The organism is Pseudomonas sp. NUPR-002, assembly GCF_056322725.1.
On record NZ_CM150476.1, the window covers coordinates 22,660 to 46,118 of the forward strand.

Genomic DNA, 23,459 nt, shown 5'->3' on the forward strand with positions numbered 1-23,459 from the left:
TAGCTATTTTTCAGGCGAAAAATCCAAATACTGTACACACGTTATCCACAGATCGTCAGGCAACCCCATGAGCGGCGTTTGGCGCCTGTGCAGGCAATGAACCCATGTCGCGCTGGGTTTGCTCGTTCCAGGCCGCTGCGCGGTCGTTGAGCTCGGCAATGGCACGTGGGCCGGTGCCTTCAGCGTACATGGGTGCACCGATCACCACTTCGATGGTACCGGCACGTTTGCCCCAACCCTCTTTAGGCCAGAACTTGCCAGCGTTGTGGGCAATCGGCAGTACCGGCAGGCCGGCGTTCACCGCCAAGGCAGTACCACCGCGGGAAAATTTGCCAATCTGGCCGAATGGCACCCGCGTACCTTCCGGGAAAATCAGTACCCAGACGCCATCTTTGAGTAGCTTGTCGCCTTCGCTGGCGACCTGCTTGAGTGCAGCCTTGGGGTTGTCACGATCAATTGCGATCGGCCGTAGCATGGCCATCGCCCAGCCGAAGAACGGCACGAACAGCAGTTCGCGTTTGAGCACCTGGCTCAACGGCGAAAAATAGGCGGAAAGAAAAAACGTTTCCCAGGTGCTCTGGTGATTGGAAAGAATCACGCAGGGTTGTTTCGGGACGTTCTCAGCCCCGGTCACCTTGACCTTGATGTTCAGAAAGACCCGCGCCAGCACCAGTGCAAAGCGGCACCAGTAGACATTGATGAAACGGTAACGGGCGCTGAATGGCAGAAACGGCGCGATAAAAAAGCTCAGGGTGCACCACAGCAACGAGCTGGTACCCAACAGCAGGTAAAAAAGAAAAATTCTGATCGCCTGCAGGATCGACATAGCGGCATGTACCGTTGCGGGCTTGCCCGCCTAGTAAAAGTGCGCCTGGTTCGCAGACGCCCTATTTGTGGATAAGTTCTCTGGCGATGGCTGCCAGATCATCGAAAATCAATGTTCCTTGTGGAATTCCCTTGCTCAGGGTTTTCTCGCCTTTCCCGGTTTTTACCAGAATTGGTTGAGCATCGACGGTCAATGCGGCTTCCAGGTCACCCTTACTGTCGCCAACGAACCACAGCCCAGCCAGTTCTACCTGGTAATGCGCGGCGATAGTTCGCAGCATGCCTGGCTTGGGCTTGCGGCATTCGCAGCCTTCATCCGGGCCGTGAGGGCAATAAACGATCAGGCCAACCTCGCCGCCCTGCTCGGCCACCAGCCTGCGCAGGCGCGCATGCATGGCTTCGAGGGTGGCAAGGTCGTAGTAACCGCGAGCAATGCCGGACTGGTTGGTGGCAACGGCCACCGTCCAGCCCGCTTTGCTCAACTGCGCGATGGCCTCAATCGAACCGGGAATGGGTATCCATTCCTCCAGCGACTTGATGTAAGCGTCGGAATCCTGGTTGATCACCCCGTCCCGATCGAGAATCAGCAGCTTCAAGGCTTACCCCAGCAACGAAATGTCGGCAACGCCCAGGAACAGACCGCGCAGGCGGCTGAGCAAGGCATAGCGGTTAGCCCGCACATTGGCGTCGTCGGCGTTGACCATCACCGCTTCGAAGAAGGCGTCGACTGGCTCACGCAGCGCGGCCAGACGTGCCAGCGACTCGCTGTACTGACGTGCCGCAGCCATAGGCTGTACAGCCTGGTCGGCTTGCTGGATCGCCGAGTACAGGGAGAACTCGTTGGCGTTGTCGAAGTACTTCGGCTCGACTGTGGTCGCAACCGCGCCTTCAGCTTTGCTCAGCAGGTTCGATACACGCTTGTTCACCGCAGCCAGGGCGGCGGCTTCAGGCAGCTGACGGAAGGCCTGCACCGCCTGTACACGTTGATCGAAGTCCAGGGCGGAGCCTGGCTTCAGGGCACGTACCGAGAGGTAGGTGGCAACGTCGATGCCTTCGTCTTCGTAGCGCGCGCGAAGGCGGTCGAAGATGAACTCCAGCACCTGATCGGCCAGGCCGGCAGCCTTGACCTTGTGACCGAACTGGGCGACGGCGAACGCCACGGCGTCATTCAGGTCCAGGTCCAGCTGCTTCTCGATGAGGATACGCAGCACACCCAGTGCGGCACGGCGCAGGGCATACGGGTCTTTGCTACCGGTTGGCAGCATGCCGATACCGAAGATACCGACCAGGGTGTCGAGCTTGTCGGCGATGGCCACGGCCGCGCCGGTCAGGGTCGACGGCAGTTCGGCACCTGCACCGCGCGGCATGTACTGCTCGTTCAGGGCCAGGGCGACGTCTTCTGGCTCACCGTCGTTGAGCGCGTAGTAGTAACCTGCGACGCCTTGCATCTCAGGGAACTCACCGACCATCTCGGTGGCCAGGTCGCACTTGGACAGCAGGCCAGCACGGGCTGCACGCTGAGCATCACCACCGATGTGCGGGGCGATGAAGGCCGCCAGTTTGGCAACGCGCTCGGCTTTGTCGAACACGCTGCCCAGCTGGGCTTGGAACACGACGTTCTGCAGGCGCTGGTTGAAGCTTTCCAGCGATTGCTTCTTGTCTTGCTTGAAGAAGAACTCGGCGTCGGTCAGACGTGGACGTACGACCTTCTCGTTGCCTTCGACGATTTGCTTCGGATCGCGGCTTTCGACGTTGGCCACGGTGATGAAGCGCGGCAGCAACTTGCCGTCAACGTCCAGCAGGCAGAAGTACTTCTGGTTGTCCTGCATGGTGGTGATCAGCGCTTCTTGCGGCACGTCGAGGAAGCGTTCTTCGAACGAGCAGACCAGCGGCACTGGCCACTCGACCAGCGCGGTCACTTCATCGAGCAGCGCAGGTGGCACGATCGCGGTGCCTTCCTGCTGCATGGCCAGCTCGGCGGTACGCTTGCTGATGATCTCGCGACGTTCGGCGAAATCGGCCAGCACGAAGGCTTTGCGCAGGTCTTCCAGGTAGTTGGCCGGGGCGCTGATACGCACGTCTTCCGGGTGGTGGAAGCGGTGACCACGGGAGTCACGGCCAGCCTTCTGGGCGAGGATGGTGCAATCGACGACAGTGTCGCCCAGCAGCATTACCAGCCATTGGGTCGGACGCACGAACTCTTCTTTGCGCGCACCCCAACGCATGCGTTTCGGAATCGGCAAGTCGTTCAGCGAATCTTCAACGATGGTCGGCAGCAGGCTGGCGGTGGCCTTGCCTGGAATGTGCTGGGAGAAGCGCAGTTTGGCGCCGCTCTGATCGATTTCCGACAGCTCTACACCGCACTTCTTGGCGAAGCCGAGGGCTGCCTGGGTTGGGTTGCCTTCAGCGTCGAAGGCCGCCTGGCGGGGCGGGCCATCGACGTTGATGCTGCGGTCTGGCTGCTGGGTGTCGAGGTTACGAACCAGCACCGCCAGACGGCGTGGTGCAGCGTACACCTGCTTGTCGGTGTAGTTCAGGCCTGCAGCCTGCAGGCCTTTTTCGATACCGGCGAGAAACGCATCAGCCAGGGCGCTCAGGGCCTTTGGTGGCAGTTCTTCGGTGCCCAGTTCAACCAGGAAATCTTGAGCACTCATTGTGCAGCCTCCAGCTTGGCCAATGCTTCATCACGCAATTCAGGGGACGCCATCGGGAAGCCCAGCTTGGCGCGGGCTTGCAGGTAGCTTTGCGCCACGGCCCGGGCCAGGGTACGTACGCGCAGGATGTAACGCTGACGCTCGGTTACCGAGATGGCGCGGCGGGCGTCGAGCAGGTTGAAGGTGTGCGAGGCCTTGAGGACCATTTCGTAGGTCGGCAGCGGCAGCTCCAGCTCGATCAGGCGATTGGCTTCGCTTTCGTAGAAATCGAACAGTTCGAACAGCTTCTCGACGTTGGCGTGCTCGAAGTTGTAGGTCGACTGCTCCACTTCGTTCTGGTGGAACACATCGCCGTAGGTCACCTTGCCGAACGGACCGTCGGTCCAGACCAGGTCGTAGACCGAGTCAACGCCCTGCAGGTACATGGCCAGACGCTCCAGGCCATAGGTGATTTCACCGGTGACCGGCATGCACTCGATGCCACCCACTTGCTGGAAGTAGGTGAACTGGGTGACTTCCATGCCGTTGAGCCAGATTTCCCAACCCAGACCCCAGGCGCCGAGGGTCGGCGATTCCCAGTTGTCTTCGACGAAACGGATGTCGTGCACCAGTGGGTCGAGGCCGATGGCCTTCAGCGAGCCCAGGTACAGTTCCTGGAAGTTCGCCGGGTTTGGCTTGAGCACCACTTGGAACTGGTAGTAGTGCTGCAGGCGGTTAGGGTTTTCGCCATAGCGACCGTCGGCCGGGCGACGGCTCGGTTGCACGTAGGCGGCGTTCCAGGTTTCCGGGCCGACGGCGCGCAGGAACGTGGCGGTATGGAAAGTGCCGGCGCCTACTTCCATATCGTAGGGCTGAAGCACCACACAACCTTGCTCGGCCCAGTAATTCTGCAGGGCGAGGATCAAGTCTTGGAAGGTACGCACTGCTGGCGTAGGCTGGCTCACGAAATTCACCTGTTTCTAGGGCTGCGAATATAAAGAGCGGGAGTATAACCCGATTCGCCAAAGCCTCTACCCTTGGAGCCTTATGCCACGTTGCTTTTGGTGTACCGACGATCCGCTTTACCAGGCTTACCACGATCAGGAATGGGGCACGCCGCAGCGCGACCCGGGCCAGTTGTTCGAGATGTTGCTGCTCGAAGGCTTTCAGGCCGGGTTGTCGTGGATCACGGTGTTGAAAAAGCGCGAGCGCTATCGTCAGGTGATGTACAGCTTCGATCCGCTGAAGCTGGCGCAGATGAGTGATGAGCGTATCGAGGAGCTGATGCTCGATGCCGGCATCATCCGCAACCGTCTCAAGCTCAAGGCTGCGCGGCGCAATGCGTTGGCCTGGCTGGCTGTGGATAACCCGGCCGAATGGTTGTGGTCGTTCGTCGGCGGTGAGCCGAAGATCAACCATTTCACCCAGCGCAGTGAAGTGCCAGCGGTTACCGATGAAGCCAAGGCCATGAGCAAAGCGTTGCAGAAAGCCGGCTTTACCTTTGTTGGCCCGACCATTTGTTACGCGTTCATGCAGGCTACCGGTATGGTCATGGACCACACCACCGACTGTGATCGCTACGCCGCGCTGGTGCGCTGAAGGGGTACAATGCACGGCTTGCAGATATAAGGAATCGGCCTGTGGAAAAATTCAAAGGCGCCGTGATGGTCGGGGTGCTGCGACTGTTCGCCAAGTTGCCCTGGAGCGCGGTGCAGCGCGTTGGCGCCGGCATTGGCTGGCTGATGTGGAAAATCCCCAACGGCTCGCGCAACGTGGTGCGTATCAACCTGGCCAAGTGCTTCCCGGAAATGGACCCGGTCGAGCGCGAGCAACTGGTGGGTCGCACGCTGCGGGACATCGGTAAATCCTTTGTCGAAAGCGCCTGTGCCTGGATCTGGCCACCGCAGCGCTCGCTGGAATTGGTCAAGGAAGTGCACGGCCTGGAAGTGCTTGAACAGGCGCTGGCCTCGGGCAAGGGCGTGGTGGGTATCACCAGCCACCTGGGTAACTGGGAGGTGCTCAACCACTTCTACTGCAACCAGTGCAAACCGATCATTTTCTATCGCCCGCCAAAATTGAAAGCTGTGGATGATCTGCTGCGTGAACAGCGCGTGCAGATGGGCAACCGCGTAGCGCCTTCAACCAAGGAAGGCATTCTCAGCGTGATCAAGGAAGTGCGCCGCGGCGGCCAGGTGGGCATTCCTGCCGACCCGGAGCCGGCCGAGTCTGCCGGGGTGTTCGTACCGTTTCTTGGCACTCAGGCGCTGACCAGTAAGTTCGTGCCGAACATGCTGGCCGGTGGCAAGGCCGTCGGTGTGTTCCTGCATGCGCTGCGCTTGCCGGATGGTTCGGGCTTCAAGGTGTTCCTGGAGGCCGCGCCACCAGAGATGTACAGCGAGGACGTCACCGTCTCGGCCGCAGCGATGAGCAAAGTGGTGGAGCGCTATGTGCGCGAGTACCCGAGCCAGTACATGTGGAGCATGAAGCGCTTCAAGAAGCGTCCACCGGGCGAGGCGCGCTGGTATTGATAGATCGGGGGCAAGCCCGCTCCTACTGTGGGAGCGGGCTTGCCCCGCGATGCGTCTAACCGGCTTTATCCAGCTTCTTGAGAAACACCGTCATCTCTTTCTCGGCCTGCTTGTCGCCATGCGCCTTGGCAGCTTCCAGTCCCTGTTCCCAGGCCTGACGCGCCGCCGCTTTATCGCCCTGCAGCTGATGCGCTTTGCCTAACAGCTTCCAGGCCGCCGAATACTTCGGATCAAACTCGACGCAGCGTTGCAGGTGCACGGCCGCTTCTTCACCTTTGCCTTCATCCAGCCAGGCCTTGCCCAGGCCGAAGCGCAGCAGGGCGTTGTCCACACCCTTGGCCAGCATCTTTTCCAGTGATTCGCGCATTGCTGCTCCCTCTTAGAAGAAGCTCAACCCTACATGGAATAGCTTCTCGACGTCACGGATGTACTTTTTATCCACAACGAAGAGGATCACATGGTCACCGGCTTCAATCACCGTGTCGTCGTGGGCAATCAGCACTTCTTCATCGCGAATGATCGCACCGATGGTGGTGCCGGGCGGCAAGGCGATGTCTTCGATGGCTTTGCCGATCACTTTGCTCGACTTCGAGTCGCCATGGGCAATGGCTTCGATGGCCTCGGCTGCACCACGGCGCAGCGAGTGGACGCTGACAATGTCGCCACGGCGTACGTGGGCCAGCAGTGTGCCGATGGTGGCCAACTGCGGGCTGATGGCGATGTCGATATCGCCGCCCTGAACCAGATCGACATAGGCCGGGTTGTTGATGATGGTCATCACCTTGCGCGCGCCCAGGCGCTTGGCCAGCAACGAGGACATGATGTTGGCTTCGTCGTCGTTGGTCAGGGCCAGGAAGATATCGGCTTCGGCGATGTTCTCTTCGAGCATCAGGTCGCGGTCCGAGGCGCTGCCTTGCAGTACCACGGTGCTGTCCAGGGTGTCGGAAAGGTAACGGCAGCGTGCCGGGTTCATCTCGATGATCTTCACCTGGTAGCGGCTTTCGATCGCTTCGGCCAGGCGTTCGCCAATCTGCCCGCCGCCAGCGATGACCACGCGCTTGTTGGTTTCATCGATGCGCCGCAGCTCGCCCATTACGGCGCGAATATGGGCCTTGGCGGCAATGAAGAACACTTCATCGTCGGCTTCGATCACCGTATCGCCCTGCGGCAGAATCGGCCGGTCGCGGCGGAAAATCGCGGCGACGCGGGTGTCGACGTTGGGCATGTGCTCGCGGATCTGGCGCAGTTGCTGACCGACCAGTGGGCCGCCGTAATAGGCTTTGACTGCTACCAACTGGGCTTTGCCTTCGGCGAAGTCGATCACCTGCAGGGCGCCAGGGTGTTCGATCAGGCGCTTGATGTAGTGCGTGACAACCTGCTCGGGGCTGATCAGTACATCGACCGGGATGGCGTCATTGTCGAACAGACCGGCGCGAGTCAGGTAGGCCGATTCGCGTACGCGGGCAATCTTGGTCGGGGTGTGGAACAGGGTATAGGCGACCTGGCAGGCGACCATATTGGTTTCATCGCTGTTGGTCACCGCTACCAGCATGTCAGCATCGTCAGCGCCGGCCTGGCGCAGCACGGTCGGGAACGAGGCGCGGCCCTGGACGGTACGGATATCCAGACGGTCGCCGAGATCGCGCAGACGATCGCCATCGGTATCCACCACGGTAATGTCGTTGGCTTCGCTGGCCAGGTGCTCGGCCAGCGTACCGCCAACCTGCCCTGCACCGAGGATGATGATCTTCATCCGCTCTTCCCTTCTCTTGTTATCCGCGTGTGGCGGCGATTTTGATCAGCTTGGCATAGTAGAAGCCGTCGTGTCCGCCTTCCTGGGCCAGCAACTGGCGGCCGTGTGGCTGGCGCACACCGGCCTGGGTGGCCAGGTCCAGCTCGCGGGCACCTGGGGTGCGGGCGAGGAAGGCTTCGATGACTTCGGTGTTTTCCGTTGGCAGCGTCGAGCAGGTGGCGTACAGCAGAATGCCGCCGACTTCGAGGGTCGGCCACAGGGCATCGAGCAGCTCGCCCTGCAAGGCTGCCAGGGCCGCGATATCGTCCGCCTGACGGGTCAATTTGATGTCGGGATGACGGCGAATCACACCGGTGGCCGAGCACGGCGCATCGAGCAGGATGCGCTGGAAGCCTTTGCCGTCCCACCAACTGGCAGTGTCGCGGGCATCGCAGGCAATCAACTGGGCATCAAGGCCGAGGCGGTCGAGGTTCTCGCGCACCCGCGTCAGGCGCTTGGCCTCAAGGTCGATAGCCACCACGGCGTCCAGTTTGGCCTCGGCTTCGAGCACATGGCAGGTCTTGCCGCCGGGTGCGCAGCAGGCATCGAGCACCCGCTGGCCGGGCGCGAGATCAAGCAGGTCGGCGGCCAGTTGCGCCGCTTCATCCTGGACGCTGATCCAGCCCTGATCGAAACCGGGCAGGCTGCGCACATCGCAGGCCTGGGCCAGCAGGATGCCATCGGCACTGAATTGGCAGGCGCTGGCTTCAATACCCGCGTCGTGCAACAGCTGCAGATAAGTCTCACGGTTGTGATGGCGGCGGTTGACCCGCAGGATCATCGGCGGATGGGCATTGTTGGCGGCGCAGATGGCTTCCCATTGTTCCGGCCAGAATGCCTTCAGCGACTTTTGCAGCCAGCGCGGATGGGCGGTGCGCACCACCGGATCACGCTCCAGCTCGGCAAGGATGTCACTGCTCTCGCGTTGCGCGCGGCGCAGCACGGCATTGAGCAGGGCCTTGGCCCAAGGCTTTTTCAGCTTGTCGGCGCACCCCACGGTTTCGCCGATGGCGGCATGGGCAGGGATGCGGGTGTAGAGCAGCTGGTACAAGCCCACCAGCATCAGCGCTTCGACATCGGCATCGGCTTTCTTGAACGGCTTTTGCAGCAAGCGCTCGGCCAGTGCCGAGAGCCGCGGCTGCCAGCGCGCAGTGCCAAAGGCCAGGTCTTGAGTCAGGCCACGGTCACGCACCTCGACCTTGTCCAGTTGCGCGGGCAGCGAGCTGTTCAAAGACGCTTTACCGCTGAGTACTGCCGCCAGGGCGCGGGCGGCTGCCAAACGTGGATTCATTGACCCAGCACCGTACCGACGGCGAATTTCTCGCGACGGCTGTTGAACAAGTCACTGAAGCTCAGCGCCTTGCCGCCGGGCAATTGCAGGCGGGTCAGGCACAAGGCCTGTTCACCGCAGGCGACGATCAGGCCGTCTTTGCTAGCGCCGATAATTTCACCCGGTGCGCCGGTGCCTGTGGATAAGCTCGCGGCGAGCACTTTCAGCGCTTCACCGTTAAGGCTGCTGTGGCAAATCGGCCACGGGTTGAAGGCGCGAATCAGACGCTCCAGTTCAACAGCCGGGCGGCTCCAGTCCAGGCGTGCTTCGTCTTTGTTCAGCTTGTGTGCATAAGTGGCCAGGCTGTCGTCCTGGATCTCACCTTGCAGCGTGCCAGCAGCCAGGCCGGCCACCGCTTCGATCACCGCTGGCGGGCCCATTTCGGCGAGACGGTCGTGCAGGCTGCCACCGGTATCGCTGGCGCTGATCGGGGTGATGACCTTGAGCAACATCGGGCCAGTGTCGAGCCCGGCCTCCATGCGCATGACGGTAACGCCGCTTTCACTGTCGCCCGCCTCTACCGCGCGCTGGATCGGCGCAGCTCCGCGCCAGCGTGGCAGCAGGGAGGCGTGGCTGTTGATGCAACCCAGACGCGGGATATCCAGCACCGCTTGCGGCAGGATCAGGCCGTAGGCAACCACCACCATCAGGTCGGGTTTGAGGGCGGCAAGTTCAGCTTGAGCCTCGGCATTGCGCAGCGTTGGCGGTTGCAGGACAGCAATGCCGTTATCCACAGCCAGCTGCTTGACCGCACTGGGCATCAGCTTTTGCCCGCGCCCGGCCGGACGGTCCGGTTGGGTGTAGACGGCCACCACTTCATAAGGGCTGTCGATCAGGGCCTTGAGGTGTTCGGCGGCAAACTCTGGGGTGCCTGCAAAGACAATGCGCATGGCGTTCTCGCTTAACTCGCTGAAAAAGAAAAAGGCTTGCCGGAGCAAGCCTTTGGAAAGAGGAGATCAAGCTTGCTGGCGATGCTGCTTTTCCAGCTTCTTCTTGATCCGGTCACGTTTGAGCGTCGACAGGTAATCGACGAACAACTTGCCGTTGAGGTGATCACATTCGTGCTGAATGCATACCGCTAACAGGCCTTCGGCGATTTCTTCGAAGGGCTTGCCGTCACGGTCGAGCGCTTTGATCTTCACCCGCACCGGGCGGTCGACGTTCTCGTAGAAACCGGGCACCGACAAGCAGCCTTCCTGATACTGATCCATTTCGTCGGTCAGCATCTCAAGCTCAGGGTTGATGAAGACCCGTGGCTCGCTGCGGTCTTCGCTCAAATCCATGACCACGATGCGCTTGTGCACGTTGATCTGGGTGGCGGCCAGGCCGATACCCGGGGCTTCGTACATGGTTTCAAACATGTCATCGATCAGTTGACGAACGCCGTCATCAACTTCGGCCACCGGTTTGGCGATGGTGCGAAGGCGCGGGTCCGGGAATTCGAGGATGTTCAGAATGGCCATAAGCGTATGAGCTGCACTGTGCGATGAGTTACAAACATGAGTACACATAATAAAGGGATTCGACGCATTCGGCACCTGGCAAAGGTCAGCTAAGGTTTCAGACAGCCGCTGATTTGGCTGCCAAGGGAAATCTTTCAACCGGTTGTCAAAGCATTATCAACAGAGTTATCCACAGGTTGTGCAGCGTGTGGGCAACGCCTTCGATCAAGGATGATCGTCATGTCTCAAACCGCTTACCGAGGTGGTTCGCCCGCCGAACTTGAGGCGCGATTGCGCCTGCATCAAATCCCAGGGCTTGGCCCGCAGCGATTTCACTTGCTGCTCCAGGCTTTTGGCAGCGCATCAGCAGCATTGAGCGCGACGGCCACTGCCTGGGCCGCGTTGGGGCTACCCAGCGAGAGTGCCCACGCCCGTCGCAGCGTTGAAGTGCGCGATGGTGCAGCGGTTGGATTGGCCTGGCTAGAGCGTCGCGACCAGCATTTGCTGATGTGGGACGACCCCGCTTACCCCGCCTTGCTGGCGGAGATTCCTAACGCACCACCGCTATTGTTCGTGGCCGGTGACCCTGCCCTGCTGGAGAAACCACAGCTGGCGATTGTTGGCAGTCGCCGTGCATCGCGCCCGGCACTGGACACCGCTGCGGCGTTTTCACGAAGTCTGGCCCAGAGCGGGTTTGTGGTGACCAGCGGTCTGGCGTTGGGGGTAGACGGTGCCGCTCATCAGGCAGCGCTGGACGTCGGCGGCCACACCATCGGGGTGCTGGGCACCGGCTTGCAGAAACTTTATCCACAACGCCACCGGACGCTGGCGGCTGCGATGGTCGAACACGGTAGCGCCGTGGTTTCCGAGTTTCCCCTGGATGCTGGCGCGGTAGCGGGCAATTTTCCCCGGCGCAATCGCATCATCAGTGGCCTGTCGCTGGGGGTACTGGTGGTGGAAGCAAGCCTGGCCAGTGGTTCGCTGATTACTGCACGCCTGGCCGCCGAGCAAGGGCGCGAGGTGTATGCCATTCCGGGTTCCATTCATCACCCCGGCTCCAAAGGCTGTCACCAACTGATTCGTGACGGCGCGCTGCTGGTGGAGTGCATCGATCAGATCATCGAAACCCTGCAGGGCTGGCAGCGTTTGCCGCCCGCGCCTTCCGGCCAGTTGGCTCAACCGCGCCATGTGCTGGAAGATCTATTACTGGCAGCCCCGCAAACCAGCGAGGCACTGGCGATCAGTAGCGGCTGGCCTTTACCTCGGGTGCTAGCCGCGTTGACCGAGCTTGAAGTGGACGGACGGGTTTGTAATGAAGCTGGGCGTTGGTTTGCCCGGCCGGCCTAAGTACACTGCTCGTCAGCCTTTATGCGGAGTGATAGCAATGGTGAGCAGTTGGCGTGTGCAACAAGCCGCGCGTGAAATTCGGGCCGGTGCGGTGATTGCCTATCCAACCGAGGCCGTGTGGGGCCTGGGCTGTGATCCCTGGAACGAAGAAGCGGTGGATCGTCTGCTGGCGATCAAATCGCGCTCGGTCGACAAGGGACTGATCCTGATCGCCGACAATATCCGCCAGTTCGACTTTTTGTTCGAAGATTTCCCCGAAGTCTGGCTTGATCGGATGAGCAGCACCTGGCCTGGCCCGAACACCTGGCTGGTGCCACACCAGAATATGCTGCCGGAATGGATTACCGGTGTTCACGACACCGTCGCCCTGCGTGTCAGTGATCATCCGCAGGTGCGTGAGCTGTGTTCGCTGGTCGGGCCGCTGGTGTCGACTTCGGCCAACCCTCAGGGGCGCCCTGCGGCCAAGACCCGCTTGCGGGTAGAGCAGTACTTCCGCGGGCAGTTGGACCTGGTGCTGGGGGGCGCCTTGGGCGGGCGGCGTAATCCGAGTGTGATTCGTGATCTGGCTAGCGGGGATGTGGTTCGGCCGGGTTGAATATCAATCGCGGGGCAAGCCCGCTCCCACCACTGTGGGAGTGGGCTTGCCCCGCGAAGCGATTAAGGCAACAACACCGTAGACCCAACGGTGCGCCGCGCCGACAACTCAGTCTGCGCCTTGGCCGCTTCGCTCAGCGGATAGCGCTGCTGAATATCCACCGTCAGCTTGCCGCTGGAGATCATCGCGAACAGGTCGTCAGCCATGGCCTGGGTGTTTTCGGCAGTGTTGGCGTAGCTGGCCAGGGTCGGGCGGGTGACATACAGCGAACCCTTCTGCGCCAGAATCCCCAAGTTGACCCCGCTGACCGCCCCTGAGGCGTTGCCGAAGCTGACCATCAGGCCGCGCGGTGCCAGGCAGTCCAGCGATGTCAGCCAGGTGTCCTGGCCAACGCCGTCATACACCACCGGGCATTTCTTGCCATCAGTCAGCTCTAGTACGCGCTGCGCGACATCCTCATGGCTGTAATCGATGGTCGCCCAAGCGCCCAGCGCCTTGGCGTGCTCGGCTTTTTCAGCAGAGCTGACCGTACCGATCAATTTGGCGCCCAAGGCCTTGGCCCACTGGCAGGCCAATGAGCCAACACCTCCGGCGGCAGCATGGAACAGAATGGTATCGCCCGCCTGTACCGGGTAGGTTTGCTTGAACAGGTATTGCACGGTCAAACCCTTGAGCATGACGGCTGCAGCCTGTTCGAAGCTGATGCTGTCAGGCAGTTTGACCAAGTTGGCTTCAGGCAGCACATGCACTTCGCTGTAAGCCCCCAGAGGGCCTCCGCCATAGGCTACCCGGTCGCCGACTTTCAGGCGTGTCACCTGCTCGCCGACCGCTTCCACGACCCCCGCACCTTCGGTGCCCAGCCCTGATGGCAGTGACGGCGGTGCGTACAGCCCGTTACGGAAGTAGGTGTCGATAAAGTTCAGGCCGATAGCCTGGTTACGCACACGGACCTGCTGCGGGCCGGGGGCGGCAGGCTCGAAATCGACCAGTTGCAGGACTTCAGGGCCTCCATGCTGGCTGAACTGAATACGCTTGGCCATCTGCACTCTCCGTCGGTTGTGGAAAACCCCTATCGGACGCCTTTGCTTGATCGCCGTCAACTGCGGCCGGTGGGTTGCCGGTGGTATGCTACGCGCCGAATTTGCTCATGCCCGCTTCCAGGTGACCTGATGACTAGCCGCACCGAGGCCGTGAAAGCCTACCTGCTCGACTTGCAAGACCGTATTTGCGCCGCTCTCGAAACCGAAGACGGCGGTGCTCGCTTTGTTGAAGACGCCTGGACGCGCGAAGCCGGCGGTGGCGGGCGCACGCGGGTAATTGGTGAAGGCAAGGTCATCGAAAAAGGCGGCGTGAACTTCTCCCACGTCTTTGGCAGCGGCCTGCCGCCTTCGGCCAGCGCCCATCGGCCCGAACTGGCCGGACGAGGCTTCGAGGCCCTGGGCGTATCGTTGGTGATTCATCCGCATAACCCGCATGTGCCAACTTCGCATGCCAATGTGCGTTTCTTCATTGCCGAGAAGGAAGGTGAAGAAGCGGTGTGGTGGTTCGGCGGCGGTTTCGACCTGACCCCTTACTACGGTAACGAAGAAGACTGCCTGCACTGGCACCAGGTGGCCGAGCGCGCCTGCGCGCCGTTCGGTGCGGATGTCTACCCGCGCTACAAAGCCTGGTGCGACCGCTACTTCCACCTCAAGCACCGCGGCGAACCGCGTGGTATTGGCGGCCTGTTCTTCGATGACCTGAACGAATGGGACTTCGACACCTGCTTCGCCTTCATGCGCGCTATTGGCGATGCCTATGTCGAGGCTTACCTGCCGATCATCCAGCGGCGCAAGCATCAGCCTTACACCGCCGAACAACGCGAGTTCCAGGAGTATCGCCGCGGCCGCTATGTCGAGTTCAACCTGGTGTACGACCGAGGCACCCTGTTCGGTTTGCAATCGGGCGGGCGTACCGAATCGATTCTGATGTCACTGCCACCGCAAGTGCGTTGGGGGTACGATTGGAAAGCCGTGCCAGGCAGCGAAGAAGCGCGCCTGACCGAGTATTTCCTGCAGGACCGTGACTGGATTGGCGAAGCCAAGGCAGCGCACTGAGTCACTGTGGATAACTTCCGGCCCTGCCCGACTTTGACCCAGGAACCGTGTAAATGGACCAGTACGTTGTATTTGGCAACCCGATCGGCCACAGCAAATCGCCGCTGATTCACCGGCTGTTTGCCGACCAGACCGGCCAGCAGCTTGAATACAGCACCTTGCTGGCGCCGCTGGACGATTTCAGCATGTGTGCCCAGGGTTTCTTCAAGCAGGGCTTGGGTGCCAATGTCACGGTACCGTTCAAAGAAGAGGCCTATCGCCTGGTCGACAGCCTGACACCACGGGCGCAACGTGCGGGCGCGGTCAATACCCTGAGCAAGCTGGCTGATGGCAGTTTGCAGGGCGACAACACCGACGGTGCGGGCCTGGTGCGTGATTTGACGGTCAATGCCGGTGTGCAACTGACCGGCAAGCGCATTCTTCTGCTTGGCGCCGGTGGTGCCGTGCGTGGGGTATTGGAACCATTGCTGGCGCACAACCCGGCCTCGCTGGTGATTGCCAACCGCACCGTGGAAAAGGCCGAGCAACTGGCCCGTGAATTCGCCGACCTGGGGCCTGTGGCAGCCAGCGGTTTCAGCTGGCTGCAAGAACCGGTCGACCTGATCATCAACGCGACTTCCGCAAGCCTTGCCGGTGAGCTGCCACCGATTTCTGCCAGCCTGATCGAAGCGGGCAAGACCGTTTGCTACGACATGATGTACGGCAAAGAGCCGACCCCCTTCTGCCGCTGGGCCAGTGAACACAAGGCTGGCAAGGTGCTGGATGGGCTGGGCATGCTTGCCGAGCAGGCCGCTGAGGCGTTCTTTATCTGGCGTGGTGTTCGTCCGGATACGGCTCCGGTGCTGGATGAATTACGACGGCAGTTGGCTCGAAGTTAAGGGCACATCGCGGGGCAAGCCCGCTCCTACCGGTAGGAGCGGGCTTGCCCCGCGACAGCGCTATTCCTCGAAACGAATCGGGCAATGTTCCACCCCTTCCAGCTTATGTAACTCCTCAACAACCTGAGGCCGCGCCCGGTGCAGCGTCAGGCTGCCGCCTGCACGACGCAGACGGCGGGCTTCACGGTGAAGCATGTCGACCCCGGAATAGTCGATGAAGTTGATCTGCCGCGCATCGATGATCACCTCCGGCCCCTGACAGCGCTGCAGGCGCACCTGCAAGTAATGGCTGGCACCAAAGAAGATCGACCCTCCCACACGCAGCACATCGGCATTGCCTTCACGTGACTGCTGAATGCGCGGCCGCGAAGTGCGCTTGAGGTAGAAGAACAGCGAAGCCAGCACCCCGGCGTAAATCGCGGTTTGCAGTTCCAACAGCAAGGTTGCGGTGGCGGTCAGGCTCATGACCAGAAACTCTGAACGGCTGACCCGGAACAGCGCTTTGATGGCCCGATGGTCGACCAAGCCCCAGCAGATCAGCAGAATGCTCCCCGCCATCGCCGGAATCGGAATGTGCGCGATCAGCCCTGCACCGGCCACCGCGAACACGGCCACCCACAACGCCGAGAACACCCCGGCCAGGGGTGACTGGGCGCCAGCGTCATAGCTGAGCCCGGAGCGGGTGAAAGAGCCTGAAGACAGGTAACCGGAAAACAAACTGCCAACCATATTCGACAGACCCTGACCGCGGATTTCCTGGTTGGCGTCGATCAATTGCTCTGAGCGCGACGACAATGAACGGGCAATCGACAGGCTAGTGACCAGCCCGAGCATGCCCACCGCTACAGCGCTGGGCAGCAGGCGCAGGATCAGCTCAAGGTCCAGCAAGGGCACTGGGCTGAACGGCGGTAATTGGCCGATGAAACCCGGAACCAGGCGCACATGGCCGAACACGCCGGGCAGCAGCCACACCAGCAGGCTGGCAATGACCAGGGTTATCAACAGGCTGGGCCAGCGTGGACGCAGCAGTTTGATCGTTACACCGGTTATCAGCGTGCCTAAGCCCAGCGTCAGGGACGGCCAGTCCACTTCACTTACGTGCTCCAGCAAGCTTTCCAGGGTATTCAGCGCTGTAGCCTGACTGGGCAAATCCAGCCCCAACAAATTAGGCAGTTGACCGAGAGCGATCACCACGGCGGCGCCGAGAGTGAAGCCCAGCACAACGGATTGAGAGACGAAATTCACCAGCGCGCCAAAACGCAGCATGCCCAGCAACCACTGAAACACCCCGGCCAGGAATGTCAGTAACAGGATCAGGCTGATGTAGTCGTCGCTACCACTGACGGCCAGTGGGCTGACACTGGCATACAGCACAATGGAAATCGCAGCCGTCGGCCCGCACACCAGGTGCCAGGACGAGCCCCAAAGGCAGGCGATGATCACCGGTACGATCGCCGCATACAGGCCGTACTCGGCGGGAAGGCCGGCGATCAGGGCGTAGGCGATTGACTGTGGTAGCGCCAGAATCGCGCCACTCAACCCCACCAGCACATCGCGGCGCACGCTGCCGCGCGTTTGCGCGGGCAGCCAGGTCAGAAAGGGCAGCAGATGGTGGCGATCAGGCCGGGCCATGGGCAGTCTCTATCGCGAACAAGGGCCGCTCAGGGTGCGATGTCTGGCGCTTGGACGCAAGTCGCGTCAAAGCATCAGGTTCAAATGGCTAAGGCGGAAGATAATGAATTTTGCAGTTTAATTTAGACATATGTTGTCTGTTTTTTCAGAAACTTCCTACAAGTAATAAACATTATCCGCCTTTAGACTGACCACTCTTACCACAAGGAGTGCGTTGCATGGCCAATCACAGTTACATGACCATTACCGGAAAGAAGCAAGGTTTGATTTCCGCTGGTTGCTCAAGCCAGCAATCAATAGGGAATAAATGCCAAGCGGGCCACGAAGATGAAATCATGGTGCTGGCTTACACTCATAATATGGCAGGTGGCAATGACGGCAGCACGTCAGGTGGTCGTGGCCAACATATGCCGGTCGTTATTACCAAAAACATTGATAAGTCCACGCCTTTGCTAGCCAGCGCTTTGCAGGAAGGCGAAGAAATCGAATGTAAAATAAATTTCTATCGCAGCACACCTGCGGGTGGTCACGAAAGATATTTTACTGTGTCGTTATCGGGTGGGCGGATTGCCAATTTAAGCGTTCAGGTGCCCCATGCCATTCACATGGGGGATGCGCAGCCACAAGAGCTTCTGGCCATTAGGTACCGGGATATCAGCTGGGTACACCACCCGGCAAGCACAAGTGCCTATGCTTTTTGGGGTGGCGAAGGTGAATGAGCAATCATGCGATATCAATGATGTCGCCAAAGCTGGCTCTGACTTGGTTGCACTGGGCTGCACCATTAGCGCGACTAACTTCTATGATGGGATGATTCAGCTTGAGTTCGGTGCCGTCGTATCCAATTATGTTAATGAAATAATAAATGATGTTAACGACGGTATAAAAAGCGCTTGGGAGGGTGTGCAGGAGATAAAGGCAGAGTATGCCGAGCTGGCTTCCAAGGCGAGTTTTTATGCTCAAAACGGAATTGGGGTCGTAGCGGGTGTGATGCAGATTAAAGTTGGAATTAAGACTTCCGGGTCTGCATACGGTTTGGGAGTTCCAGTAGGCGCGCTTTTCGTCGCACACGGTGTTAATAATATTTATGAAGGTGGGATGAATATATATAACGGCCCGGCAGGAAAAGCGGCACAGGGTCCAACCAGACGTGCCTATCAAGCCCTTTTTAAAGATGAATACTCAGGGAACATGGCGTATGGTGTGGTCGACTTGGCTCTGTCGGCTAGAGGTATGATGCAGCCCATACGAAAGACGAATTCAGTGCAGCTTTTTAGGAGGGATCCAGTTAATTACGAGCCTGCGTATCAACAAGTCGGTAAGTTGGCCTTATTTTTTGAGGCCTTAGTGAATTCAATTACGATTAACTCTATGGTATCAGCGGAAAATCCGGAAGTTAAAAGTAAATAATCCCATGGCGAGATTAGCTTTCACTCGAAGGGCTCTGTAGAGATGTATACAGTTAGATATTTAGTAAGCTTGGGTTTGACTATTGCAGGTTGCTCTATATTTTACACGGCTGTTGTTATGTGGTGCGTGACAGAAATATTTCCGCTAGAAAAAAAGTCATATTGGATTGCATACGGATTTATTTATGTTTTTATCACCGCTGCTGGCTTAAGGTTTTACATCCCCAGGTTACGCGATACATGGTGGTAAAGTGATTTGATCCTCGATCATAAGTAAAATTGTGAGCAGTCCGATATCCTACGTATCGCCAAACTGTTTGGTGTGACGATGGCTACCATGTATTTCGTAGCATGGGGATGTAAATTTTTAAACCGACAATGGAAATAATAACAAACAAAATTCCCCCTGTAATCCAGTATGTGGTTTCTTCGAGGGGGTATAGTTTTCTTATGCCAATCATGATAAGTCCTGTGTAAAAAAATGCGCAGATAATAATGGTTGGCACTGTTCTTATTAAATATCTAAGCGTGTACATTTCTACAAATCCATTTAGATGTGAATGCATAAAAAACACTAGATCTAGCTAGGGGTAAATGCAATAAAAGGATAGTCAGTAAATTGTTGCGGCTTCAATCAAAAGCATAAGCTGCACAGGTGGTGATGTCTGGTTTGGCAGAGCAAGTCGCGCATTGGAGTTAGCCAGCGTATAGTCGTGGAAGATAACTTGGCGTCCGAGCTTGGACCAGCAGCATTCAGGAGTCAGTGTGCAGAGGATCAAAGGCTATCACGCCCATGTTTACTACGACGCCAGCACCCTGGAGCAGGCGCGGCAGTTATGTGAAGAGGCGGCCAAGCTGTTTGGCGTGAGCATGGGCCGTATGCACCAGAAGCCGGTCGGGCCGCATCCAGACTGGAGTTGTCAGCTGGCGTTCGGGCCAGAAGTGGTAGGTGTGGTGCTGCCCTGGCTGGCGTTGTATCGCCATGGGCTGGTGGTGTTTCTGCATCCGCTGACTGGGGATGAACTGGCGGACCATCGCGATCATGCGATCTGGATGGGGGCGATCAGGCCTTTGGATTTGTCGATTTTTGAATAATTGATCGCGGGGCAAGCCCGCTCCTACAGGAGCGGGCTTGCCCCGCGATGTATCACGCTGTACGTGCGCCCCGCACACCCTGGGCCAGTGCCGAACACAGCTCCAGCACATCACCCACGGCCTGCTCAGTCGATTTCGCCTGGGCAATTTTGTCGACCAGCGCCGAACCTACCACTACCCCGTCAGACAGCTTGGCAATCGCTGCCGCCTGCTCTGGTGTGCGAATACCGAAGCCAACGCTGATAGGCAGGTCAGTGTGCCGACGCAGGCGAGCAATAGCGCTGCTGACCTGTTCAGTCGTAGCCGAACCAGCACCGGTGACACCCGCCACCGAGACGTAGTAGACGAAACCGGAGCTGCGCTCCAGTACGCGCGGCAGGCGCACGTCGTCGGTGGTCGGGGTGGTCAGGCGGATGAAGTCGATTCCGGCAGCCTGTGCTGGGGTCGCCAGTTCTGCGTCATGCTCAGGCGGCAGATCAACAATGATCAGGCCGTCGACACCGGCTTCCTTAGCCTGGGCAACGAAGGCTTCGACGCCAAAGCGATGGATCGGGTTGTAGTAGCCCATCAGCACAATCGGTGTGCTCTGGTTCTCGACGCGGAACTCGCGAACCATCTGCAGGGTTTTCGCCAGGGTCTGGCCGGCATCCAGGGCGCGCAGGGTCGCCAGTTGGATAGCCACACCATCGGCCATCGGGTCGGTGAACGGCATGCCCAGTTCGATGACGTCGGCGCCAGCTGCTGGCAGGCCTTTGAGAATCGCCAGCGAGGCATCGTAGCCCGGGTCGCCAGCAGTGATGAAGGTGACCAGCGCAGAGCGGCTTTCGGCCTTCAGTTCGGCGAAGCGTTGTTCAAGACGGCTCATGCCTGTTTCTCCTGGGCGGCCATATGGCTCATCACGGTTTGCATGTCTTTGTCGCCACGCCCGGAAAGGCACACCACCATCAGGTGATCCTTAGGCAGCGTTGGGGCGCGTTTGATCGCTTCGGCCAGCGCGTGGGAGGTTTCCAGGGCCGGGATAATGCCTTCCAGACGGCAGGTGGTGTGGAACGCAGCCAGGGCTTCTTCGTCGTTGATGCTGACGTACTCGACGCGTTTCACTTCATGCAACCAGGCATGCTCAGGGCCGATGCCGGGGTAGTCCAGGCCTGCGGAAATCGAGTGGGCGTCGGTGATCTGGCCGTCGGCATCCTGCAGCAGGTAGGTGCGGTTGCCGTGCAGTACGCCCGGCATGCCACCGGTGAGGCTGGCGGCGTGCTTGTCGGTATCGACACCATGACCACCGGCTTCAACGCCGATGATCTGTACGCTGGTGTCGTCGAGGAAGTCATGGAACAGACCCATGGCATTCGAGCCGCCGCCGACACAGGCGATCAGGCTGTCGGGCAGACGCCCTTCTTTCTCTTGCAACTGGGCGCGGGTTTCTTTGCCGATGATCGACTGGAAGTCGCGGACCATCGCCGGATACGGGTGTGGGCCAGCCACGGTGCCGATCAGGTAGAAGGTGTCATCGACGTTGGTGACCCAGTCGCGCAGCGCTTCGTTCATGGCGTCTTTGAGCGTGCCGGTACCGGAGGTCACCGGCACGATCTCGGCGCCGAGCAGCTTCATGCGGAACACGTTGGCTTGCTGGCGCTCGATGTCGGTGGCACCCATGTAGATCACGCATGGCAGGCCAAAGCGTGCTGCAACAGTGGCAGTGGCGACACCGTGCATACCGGCGCCGGTTTCGGCGATCAGGCGCTTTTTGCCCATGCGCTTGGCCAGCAGCACCTGACCGATGCAGTTGTTCACCTTGTGCGCGCCGGTGTGGTTGAGTTCTTCACGTTTGAAGAAGATTTTCGCGCCGCCGCAGTGTTCGGTCAGGCGTTCAGCGAAGTACAGCGGGTTCGGGCGGCCGATGTAGTCGCGCTGGAAGTACGCCAGTTGCTCAAGAAACTCCGGGTCGGCCTTGGCCGCTTCGTATTCGCGGGCCAGGTCGAGCACCAGCGGCATCAGGGTTTCAGCCACGTAGCGGCCGCCGAATGCGCCAAACAGGCCATTGGCATCGGGGCCGGCGCGGAAGTTGGTCTGGGTCATGGGTCGCTCCAGGGCGTAGTGAAAACGAAGAATGGCTTTACTGTACCCACGACAGGCCCAACTGAAAACCGATAAGATTGCCTAAACATGTCAGGAAAACTCACACGTCATGCGTAACGACCTGCCTCCCCTCAATGCCCTGCGCGCCTTCGAAGCCACGGCGCGGCTTAATAGCGTCAGCCAGGCCGCCGAGCAGTTGCACGTTACGCACGGTGCGGTAAGCCGGCAGTTGAAGGTGTTGGAGGAGCATCTGGGTGTCAGCCTTTTCGTCAAAGACGGGCGCGGCATTAAACTCACAGATGCAGGCCAGCGCCTACGCGATGCCAGCTTTGACGCCTTTGACCGCTTGCGCAGCGTATGTGCCGAGTTGAGCCACAGCAATGCCGATGCACCGTTCGTGCTGGGTTGTTCGGGTAGCTTGTTGGCGCGTTGGTTCATTCCGCGCTTGGGGCGGCTGAAGGCCGACTTGCCGGAATTGCGTTTGCATCTGTCTGCCGGTGAAGGGGATCTCGACCCGCGGCGGCCGGGGCTTGATGCCCTGTTGGTATTCGCCGAGCCGCCATGGCCGAGCGATATGCAGGTTCACGTGCTGGCCCAGGAGTGCATCGGCCCGGTCCTCAGCCCACATTTCGCCGGATTCTCGCGCTTGCAGAACGCACCTGCGCAAGCCTTGCTGGCGGAAACGCTGCTGCAGACCACTTCGCGGCCGCAGGCCTGGCCGAATTGGGCGCAGCAGCAAGGCATCGATCCTGAGGCGCTGCGCTACGGCCAGGATTTCGAGCATCTGTATTACTTGTTGGAAGCGGCGGTCGCCGGGCTTGGGGTGGCAATCGCTCCGCAGCCGCTGGTCGCTGATGACCTGCGCGCCGGGCGTCTGGCCGCACCCTGGGGCTTTTGTCAGACGCAGGCCGCCTTGGCGCTGTGGGTGCCGCGACGCGCCGCAGATGGGCGCGCCGAGCAACTGGCCGGGTGGTTGCGCGCCGAGTTGGCGCGTCAGGCCGATTAATTACTGCGTTTGCACATCAAGTACGCGGCGAGCAGGCCCAGGGCGCCAATCGTCACCCCTGCAGTGGTCCAAGGGTGCTGCTGGGCATAGTCGCGGGTGGCCACACCGGTCTCGCGGGTTTTGGTTTTCACTTCATCATAGGCATCGCTGAGCAGGCTGCGCGAGTGGCGCAAAGCGTTTTCGGCGTTGCCCTTGAGCGTTTTCAGGGTGTTGCGCGACTCATCCGAGGCGTCGTTCTTGAGGCTTTCCAACGATTTGAGCAGGCTTTCGATCTCCGCTTCCATGCTTTGCAGCGACGCTTTACGCAACGAGTGGTTGGCCATGGTGGCTCTCCTTCGTGGTGTGAGTGAGCTGTTGAGGTTGGGACTTCAGTGTAGAGCGAAAGTGCCGTGCGACTTTTCCGAGCTGGTGTCTGGCCACGGATAAAACCCGCCGACGCTGCTAGGCTCAGTGTTCACCTTCGAAAAGGAGACTGATCATGTCGGATCATCACACCTACAAGAAAATTGAACTCGTCGGCTCGTCACCCACCAGCATCGAAGACGCCATCAACAATGCCCTGGCCGAAGCCGGCAAAAGCATCAAGCACCTTGAGTGGTTTGAAGTGGTCGAAACGCGTGGGCACATCAAAGACAACAAGGCCGCGCACTTTCAGGTAACGCTGAAGGTCGGATTCCGGATTGCCAATAGCTGAAAGCATGTCACTGGCTTGTGCGGGTCAATTGAGTTACACAGTCTTGAGGCGACCGGATAAGTTCCGGCGCCATCCTCC

Annotated in this window: 25 protein-coding genes; 11 read left to right on the forward strand and 14 right to left on the reverse strand. The window is 59.7% G+C overall.

Annotated features, from left to right (window positions below):
* Positions 1-55: 55 nt before the first annotated feature.
* From ACVWSC_RS00085 to glyQ, 4 genes are all read right to left on the reverse strand, one after another.
* Positions 56-826 (reverse strand): lysophospholipid acyltransferase family protein, encoded by a 771-nt coding sequence (locus ACVWSC_RS00085; RefSeq protein ID WP_442111099.1) that lies wholly within the window; start codon positions 824-826, stop codon positions 56-58.
* A gap of 61 nt (positions 827-887) precedes the next feature.
* Positions 888-1,421, reverse strand: coding sequence for a D-glycero-beta-D-manno-heptose 1,7-bisphosphate 7-phosphatase (gene gmhB / locus ACVWSC_RS00090; RefSeq protein ID WP_442111101.1), 534 nt, complete (start codon positions 1,419-1,421; stop codon positions 888-890).
* 3 nt (positions 1,422-1,424) lie between these two features.
* A complete protein-coding gene (gene glyS, locus ACVWSC_RS00095) occupies positions 1,425-3,479 on the reverse strand; it encodes a glycine--tRNA ligase subunit beta (RefSeq protein ID WP_442111103.1) in 2,055 nt (684 codons plus the stop codon).
* The gene (gene glyQ, locus ACVWSC_RS00100; RefSeq protein WP_116551285.1) at positions 3,476-4,423 is read right to left on the reverse strand and encodes a glycine--tRNA ligase subunit alpha; all 948 of its coding nucleotides are present in this window, start codon (positions 4,421-4,423) and stop codon (positions 3,476-3,478) included. The genes glyS and glyQ overlap by 4 nt, the downstream gene beginning before the upstream one ends.
* A gap of 82 nt (positions 4,424-4,505) precedes the next feature.
* Here glyQ and ACVWSC_RS00105 point away from each other — a divergent pair, with 82 nt between their 5' ends.
* Together ACVWSC_RS00105 and ACVWSC_RS00110 are read left to right on the forward strand one after the other, a co-directional pair.
* A complete protein-coding gene (locus ACVWSC_RS00105) occupies positions 4,506-5,057 on the forward strand; it encodes a DNA-3-methyladenine glycosylase I (protein ID WP_442111105.1) in 552 nt (183 codons plus the stop codon).
* Positions 5,058-5,098: 41 nt separating this feature from the next.
* Complete coding sequence (locus tag ACVWSC_RS00110) at positions 5,099-5,986, forward strand: lysophospholipid acyltransferase (RefSeq protein ID WP_442111107.1); 888 nt, start codon at positions 5,099-5,101, stop codon at positions 5,984-5,986.
* Between the two features lie 55 nt (positions 5,987-6,041).
* Here the strand turns inward: ACVWSC_RS00110 and ACVWSC_RS00115 are convergent, their stop codons facing one another.
* The 5 genes from ACVWSC_RS00115 to def all read right to left on the reverse strand — a co-directional run bounded on the left by ACVWSC_RS00115 (position 6,042) and on the right by def (position 10,571).
* Positions 6,042-6,353 carry a tetratricopeptide repeat protein gene (locus ACVWSC_RS00115; RefSeq protein ID WP_442111109.1) on the reverse strand — a complete coding sequence of 104 codons (312 nt, stop codon included), beginning with the start codon at positions 6,351-6,353 and terminating at the stop codon, positions 6,042-6,044.
* Between the two features lie 12 nt (positions 6,354-6,365).
* A complete protein-coding gene (gene trkA, locus ACVWSC_RS00120) occupies positions 6,366-7,739 on the reverse strand; it encodes a Trk system potassium transporter TrkA (RefSeq protein WP_128322041.1) in 1,374 nt (457 codons plus the stop codon).
* Between the two features lie 19 nt (positions 7,740-7,758).
* Positions 7,759-9,069, reverse strand: a complete 1,311-nt coding sequence (rsmB, locus tag ACVWSC_RS00125) for a 16S rRNA (cytosine(967)-C(5))-methyltransferase RsmB (RefSeq protein ID WP_442111111.1) — start codon at positions 9,067-9,069, stop codon at positions 7,759-7,761.
* Entirely contained in the window at positions 9,066-9,998 is a 933-nt protein-coding gene (gene fmt / locus ACVWSC_RS00130) for a methionyl-tRNA formyltransferase (RefSeq protein ID WP_442111113.1), read from the reverse strand. Before fmt ends, rsmB begins: the two co-directional genes overlap by 4 nt.
* Positions 9,999-10,064: 66 nt before the next feature.
* The gene (gene def, locus ACVWSC_RS00135; RefSeq protein ID WP_442111115.1) at positions 10,065-10,571 is read right to left on the reverse strand and encodes a peptide deformylase; all 507 of its coding nucleotides are present in this window, start codon (positions 10,569-10,571) and stop codon (positions 10,065-10,067) included.
* 219 nt (positions 10,572-10,790) lie between these two features.
* On the opposite strand from def, the gene dprA reads away from it, so the two are divergent.
* Entirely contained in the window at positions 10,791-11,897 is a 1,107-nt protein-coding gene (dprA, locus tag ACVWSC_RS00140) for a DNA-processing protein DprA (RefSeq protein ID WP_442111117.1), read from the forward strand.
* 37 nt (positions 11,898-11,934) lie between these two features.
* A complete protein-coding gene (gene tsaC, locus ACVWSC_RS00145) occupies positions 11,935-12,492 on the forward strand; it encodes an L-threonylcarbamoyladenylate synthase type 1 TsaC (protein ID WP_442111119.1) in 558 nt (185 codons plus the stop codon).
* Positions 12,493-12,554: 62 nt separating this feature from the next.
* On the opposite strand, the gene ACVWSC_RS00150 is transcribed toward tsaC, so the two are convergent.
* Positions 12,555-13,532 carry an NADPH:quinone reductase gene (locus ACVWSC_RS00150; protein WP_442111121.1) on the reverse strand — a complete coding sequence of 326 codons (978 nt, stop codon included), beginning with the start codon at positions 13,530-13,532 and terminating at the stop codon, positions 12,555-12,557.
* A gap of 129 nt (positions 13,533-13,661) precedes the next feature.
* On the opposite strand from ACVWSC_RS00150, the gene hemF reads away from it, so the two are divergent.
* Positions 13,662-14,588 carry an oxygen-dependent coproporphyrinogen oxidase gene (hemF, locus tag ACVWSC_RS00155; protein ID WP_442111123.1) on the forward strand — a complete coding sequence of 309 codons (927 nt, stop codon included), beginning with the start codon at positions 13,662-13,664 and terminating at the stop codon, positions 14,586-14,588.
* Between the two features lie 53 nt (positions 14,589-14,641).
* On the forward strand, positions 14,642-15,466 hold the full coding sequence (gene aroE / locus ACVWSC_RS00160) for a shikimate dehydrogenase (protein WP_442111125.1): 825 nt from the start codon (positions 14,642-14,644) through the stop codon (positions 15,464-15,466).
* 60 nt (positions 15,467-15,526) lie between these two features.
* Here aroE and ACVWSC_RS00165 read toward each other — a convergent pair whose 3' ends face one another.
* On the reverse strand, positions 15,527-17,098 hold the full coding sequence (locus ACVWSC_RS00165; protein ID WP_442111127.1) for a SulP family inorganic anion transporter: 1,572 nt from the start codon (positions 17,096-17,098) through the stop codon (positions 15,527-15,529).
* Between the two features lie 218 nt (positions 17,099-17,316).
* Here ACVWSC_RS00165 and ACVWSC_RS00170 point away from each other — a divergent pair, with 218 nt between their 5' ends.
* The 3 genes from ACVWSC_RS00170 to ACVWSC_RS00180 all read left to right on the forward strand — a co-directional run bounded on the left by ACVWSC_RS00170 (position 17,317) and on the right by ACVWSC_RS00180 (position 19,602).
* Positions 17,317-17,817 carry an Hcp family type VI secretion system effector gene (locus tag ACVWSC_RS00170; protein WP_442111129.1) on the forward strand — a complete coding sequence of 167 codons (501 nt, stop codon included), beginning with the start codon at positions 17,317-17,319 and terminating at the stop codon, positions 17,815-17,817.
* Positions 17,810-18,508 (forward strand): DUF4225 domain-containing protein, encoded by a 699-nt coding sequence (locus tag ACVWSC_RS00175; RefSeq protein WP_442111131.1) that lies wholly within the window; start codon positions 17,810-17,812, stop codon positions 18,506-18,508. The genes ACVWSC_RS00170 and ACVWSC_RS00175 overlap by 8 nt, the downstream gene beginning before the upstream one ends.
* A 764-nt stretch (positions 18,509-19,272) precedes the next feature.
* On the forward strand, positions 19,273-19,602 hold the full coding sequence (locus ACVWSC_RS00180; protein ID WP_442111133.1) for a DOPA 4,5-dioxygenase family protein: 330 nt from the start codon (positions 19,273-19,275) through the stop codon (positions 19,600-19,602).
* 52 nt (positions 19,603-19,654) lie between these two features.
* On the opposite strand, the gene trpA is transcribed toward ACVWSC_RS00180, so the two are convergent.
* Both trpA and trpB read right to left on the reverse strand, forming a co-directional pair.
* Positions 19,655-20,467: a tryptophan synthase subunit alpha gene (trpA, locus tag ACVWSC_RS00185; protein WP_442111135.1), complete on the reverse strand. Its 813-nt coding sequence runs from the start codon at positions 20,465-20,467 to the stop codon at positions 19,655-19,657.
* Complete coding sequence (gene trpB, locus ACVWSC_RS00190; RefSeq protein WP_442111137.1) at positions 20,464-21,681, reverse strand: tryptophan synthase subunit beta; 1,218 nt, start codon at positions 21,679-21,681, stop codon at positions 20,464-20,466. Before trpB ends, trpA begins: the two co-directional genes overlap by 4 nt.
* Before the next feature lie 109 nt (positions 21,682-21,790).
* On the opposite strand from trpB, the gene ACVWSC_RS00195 reads away from it, so the two are divergent.
* Positions 21,791-22,687, forward strand: a complete 897-nt coding sequence (locus ACVWSC_RS00195; RefSeq protein ID WP_442111139.1) for a LysR family transcriptional regulator — start codon at positions 21,791-21,793, stop codon at positions 22,685-22,687.
* On the opposite strand, the gene ACVWSC_RS00200 is transcribed toward ACVWSC_RS00195, so the two are convergent.
* Positions 22,684-23,010, reverse strand: a complete 327-nt coding sequence (locus tag ACVWSC_RS00200) for an ElaB/YgaM/YqjD family protein (protein WP_442111141.1) — start codon at positions 23,008-23,010, stop codon at positions 22,684-22,686. The two genes, ACVWSC_RS00195 and ACVWSC_RS00200, sit on opposite strands and share 4 nt — an antisense overlap.
* A gap of 155 nt (positions 23,011-23,165) precedes the next feature.
* Here ACVWSC_RS00200 and ACVWSC_RS00205 point away from each other — a divergent pair, with 155 nt between their 5' ends.
* Positions 23,166-23,381, forward strand: coding sequence for a dodecin (locus ACVWSC_RS00205; RefSeq protein WP_442111143.1), 216 nt, complete (start codon positions 23,166-23,168; stop codon positions 23,379-23,381).
* Positions 23,382-23,459 lie beyond the last annotated feature (78 nt).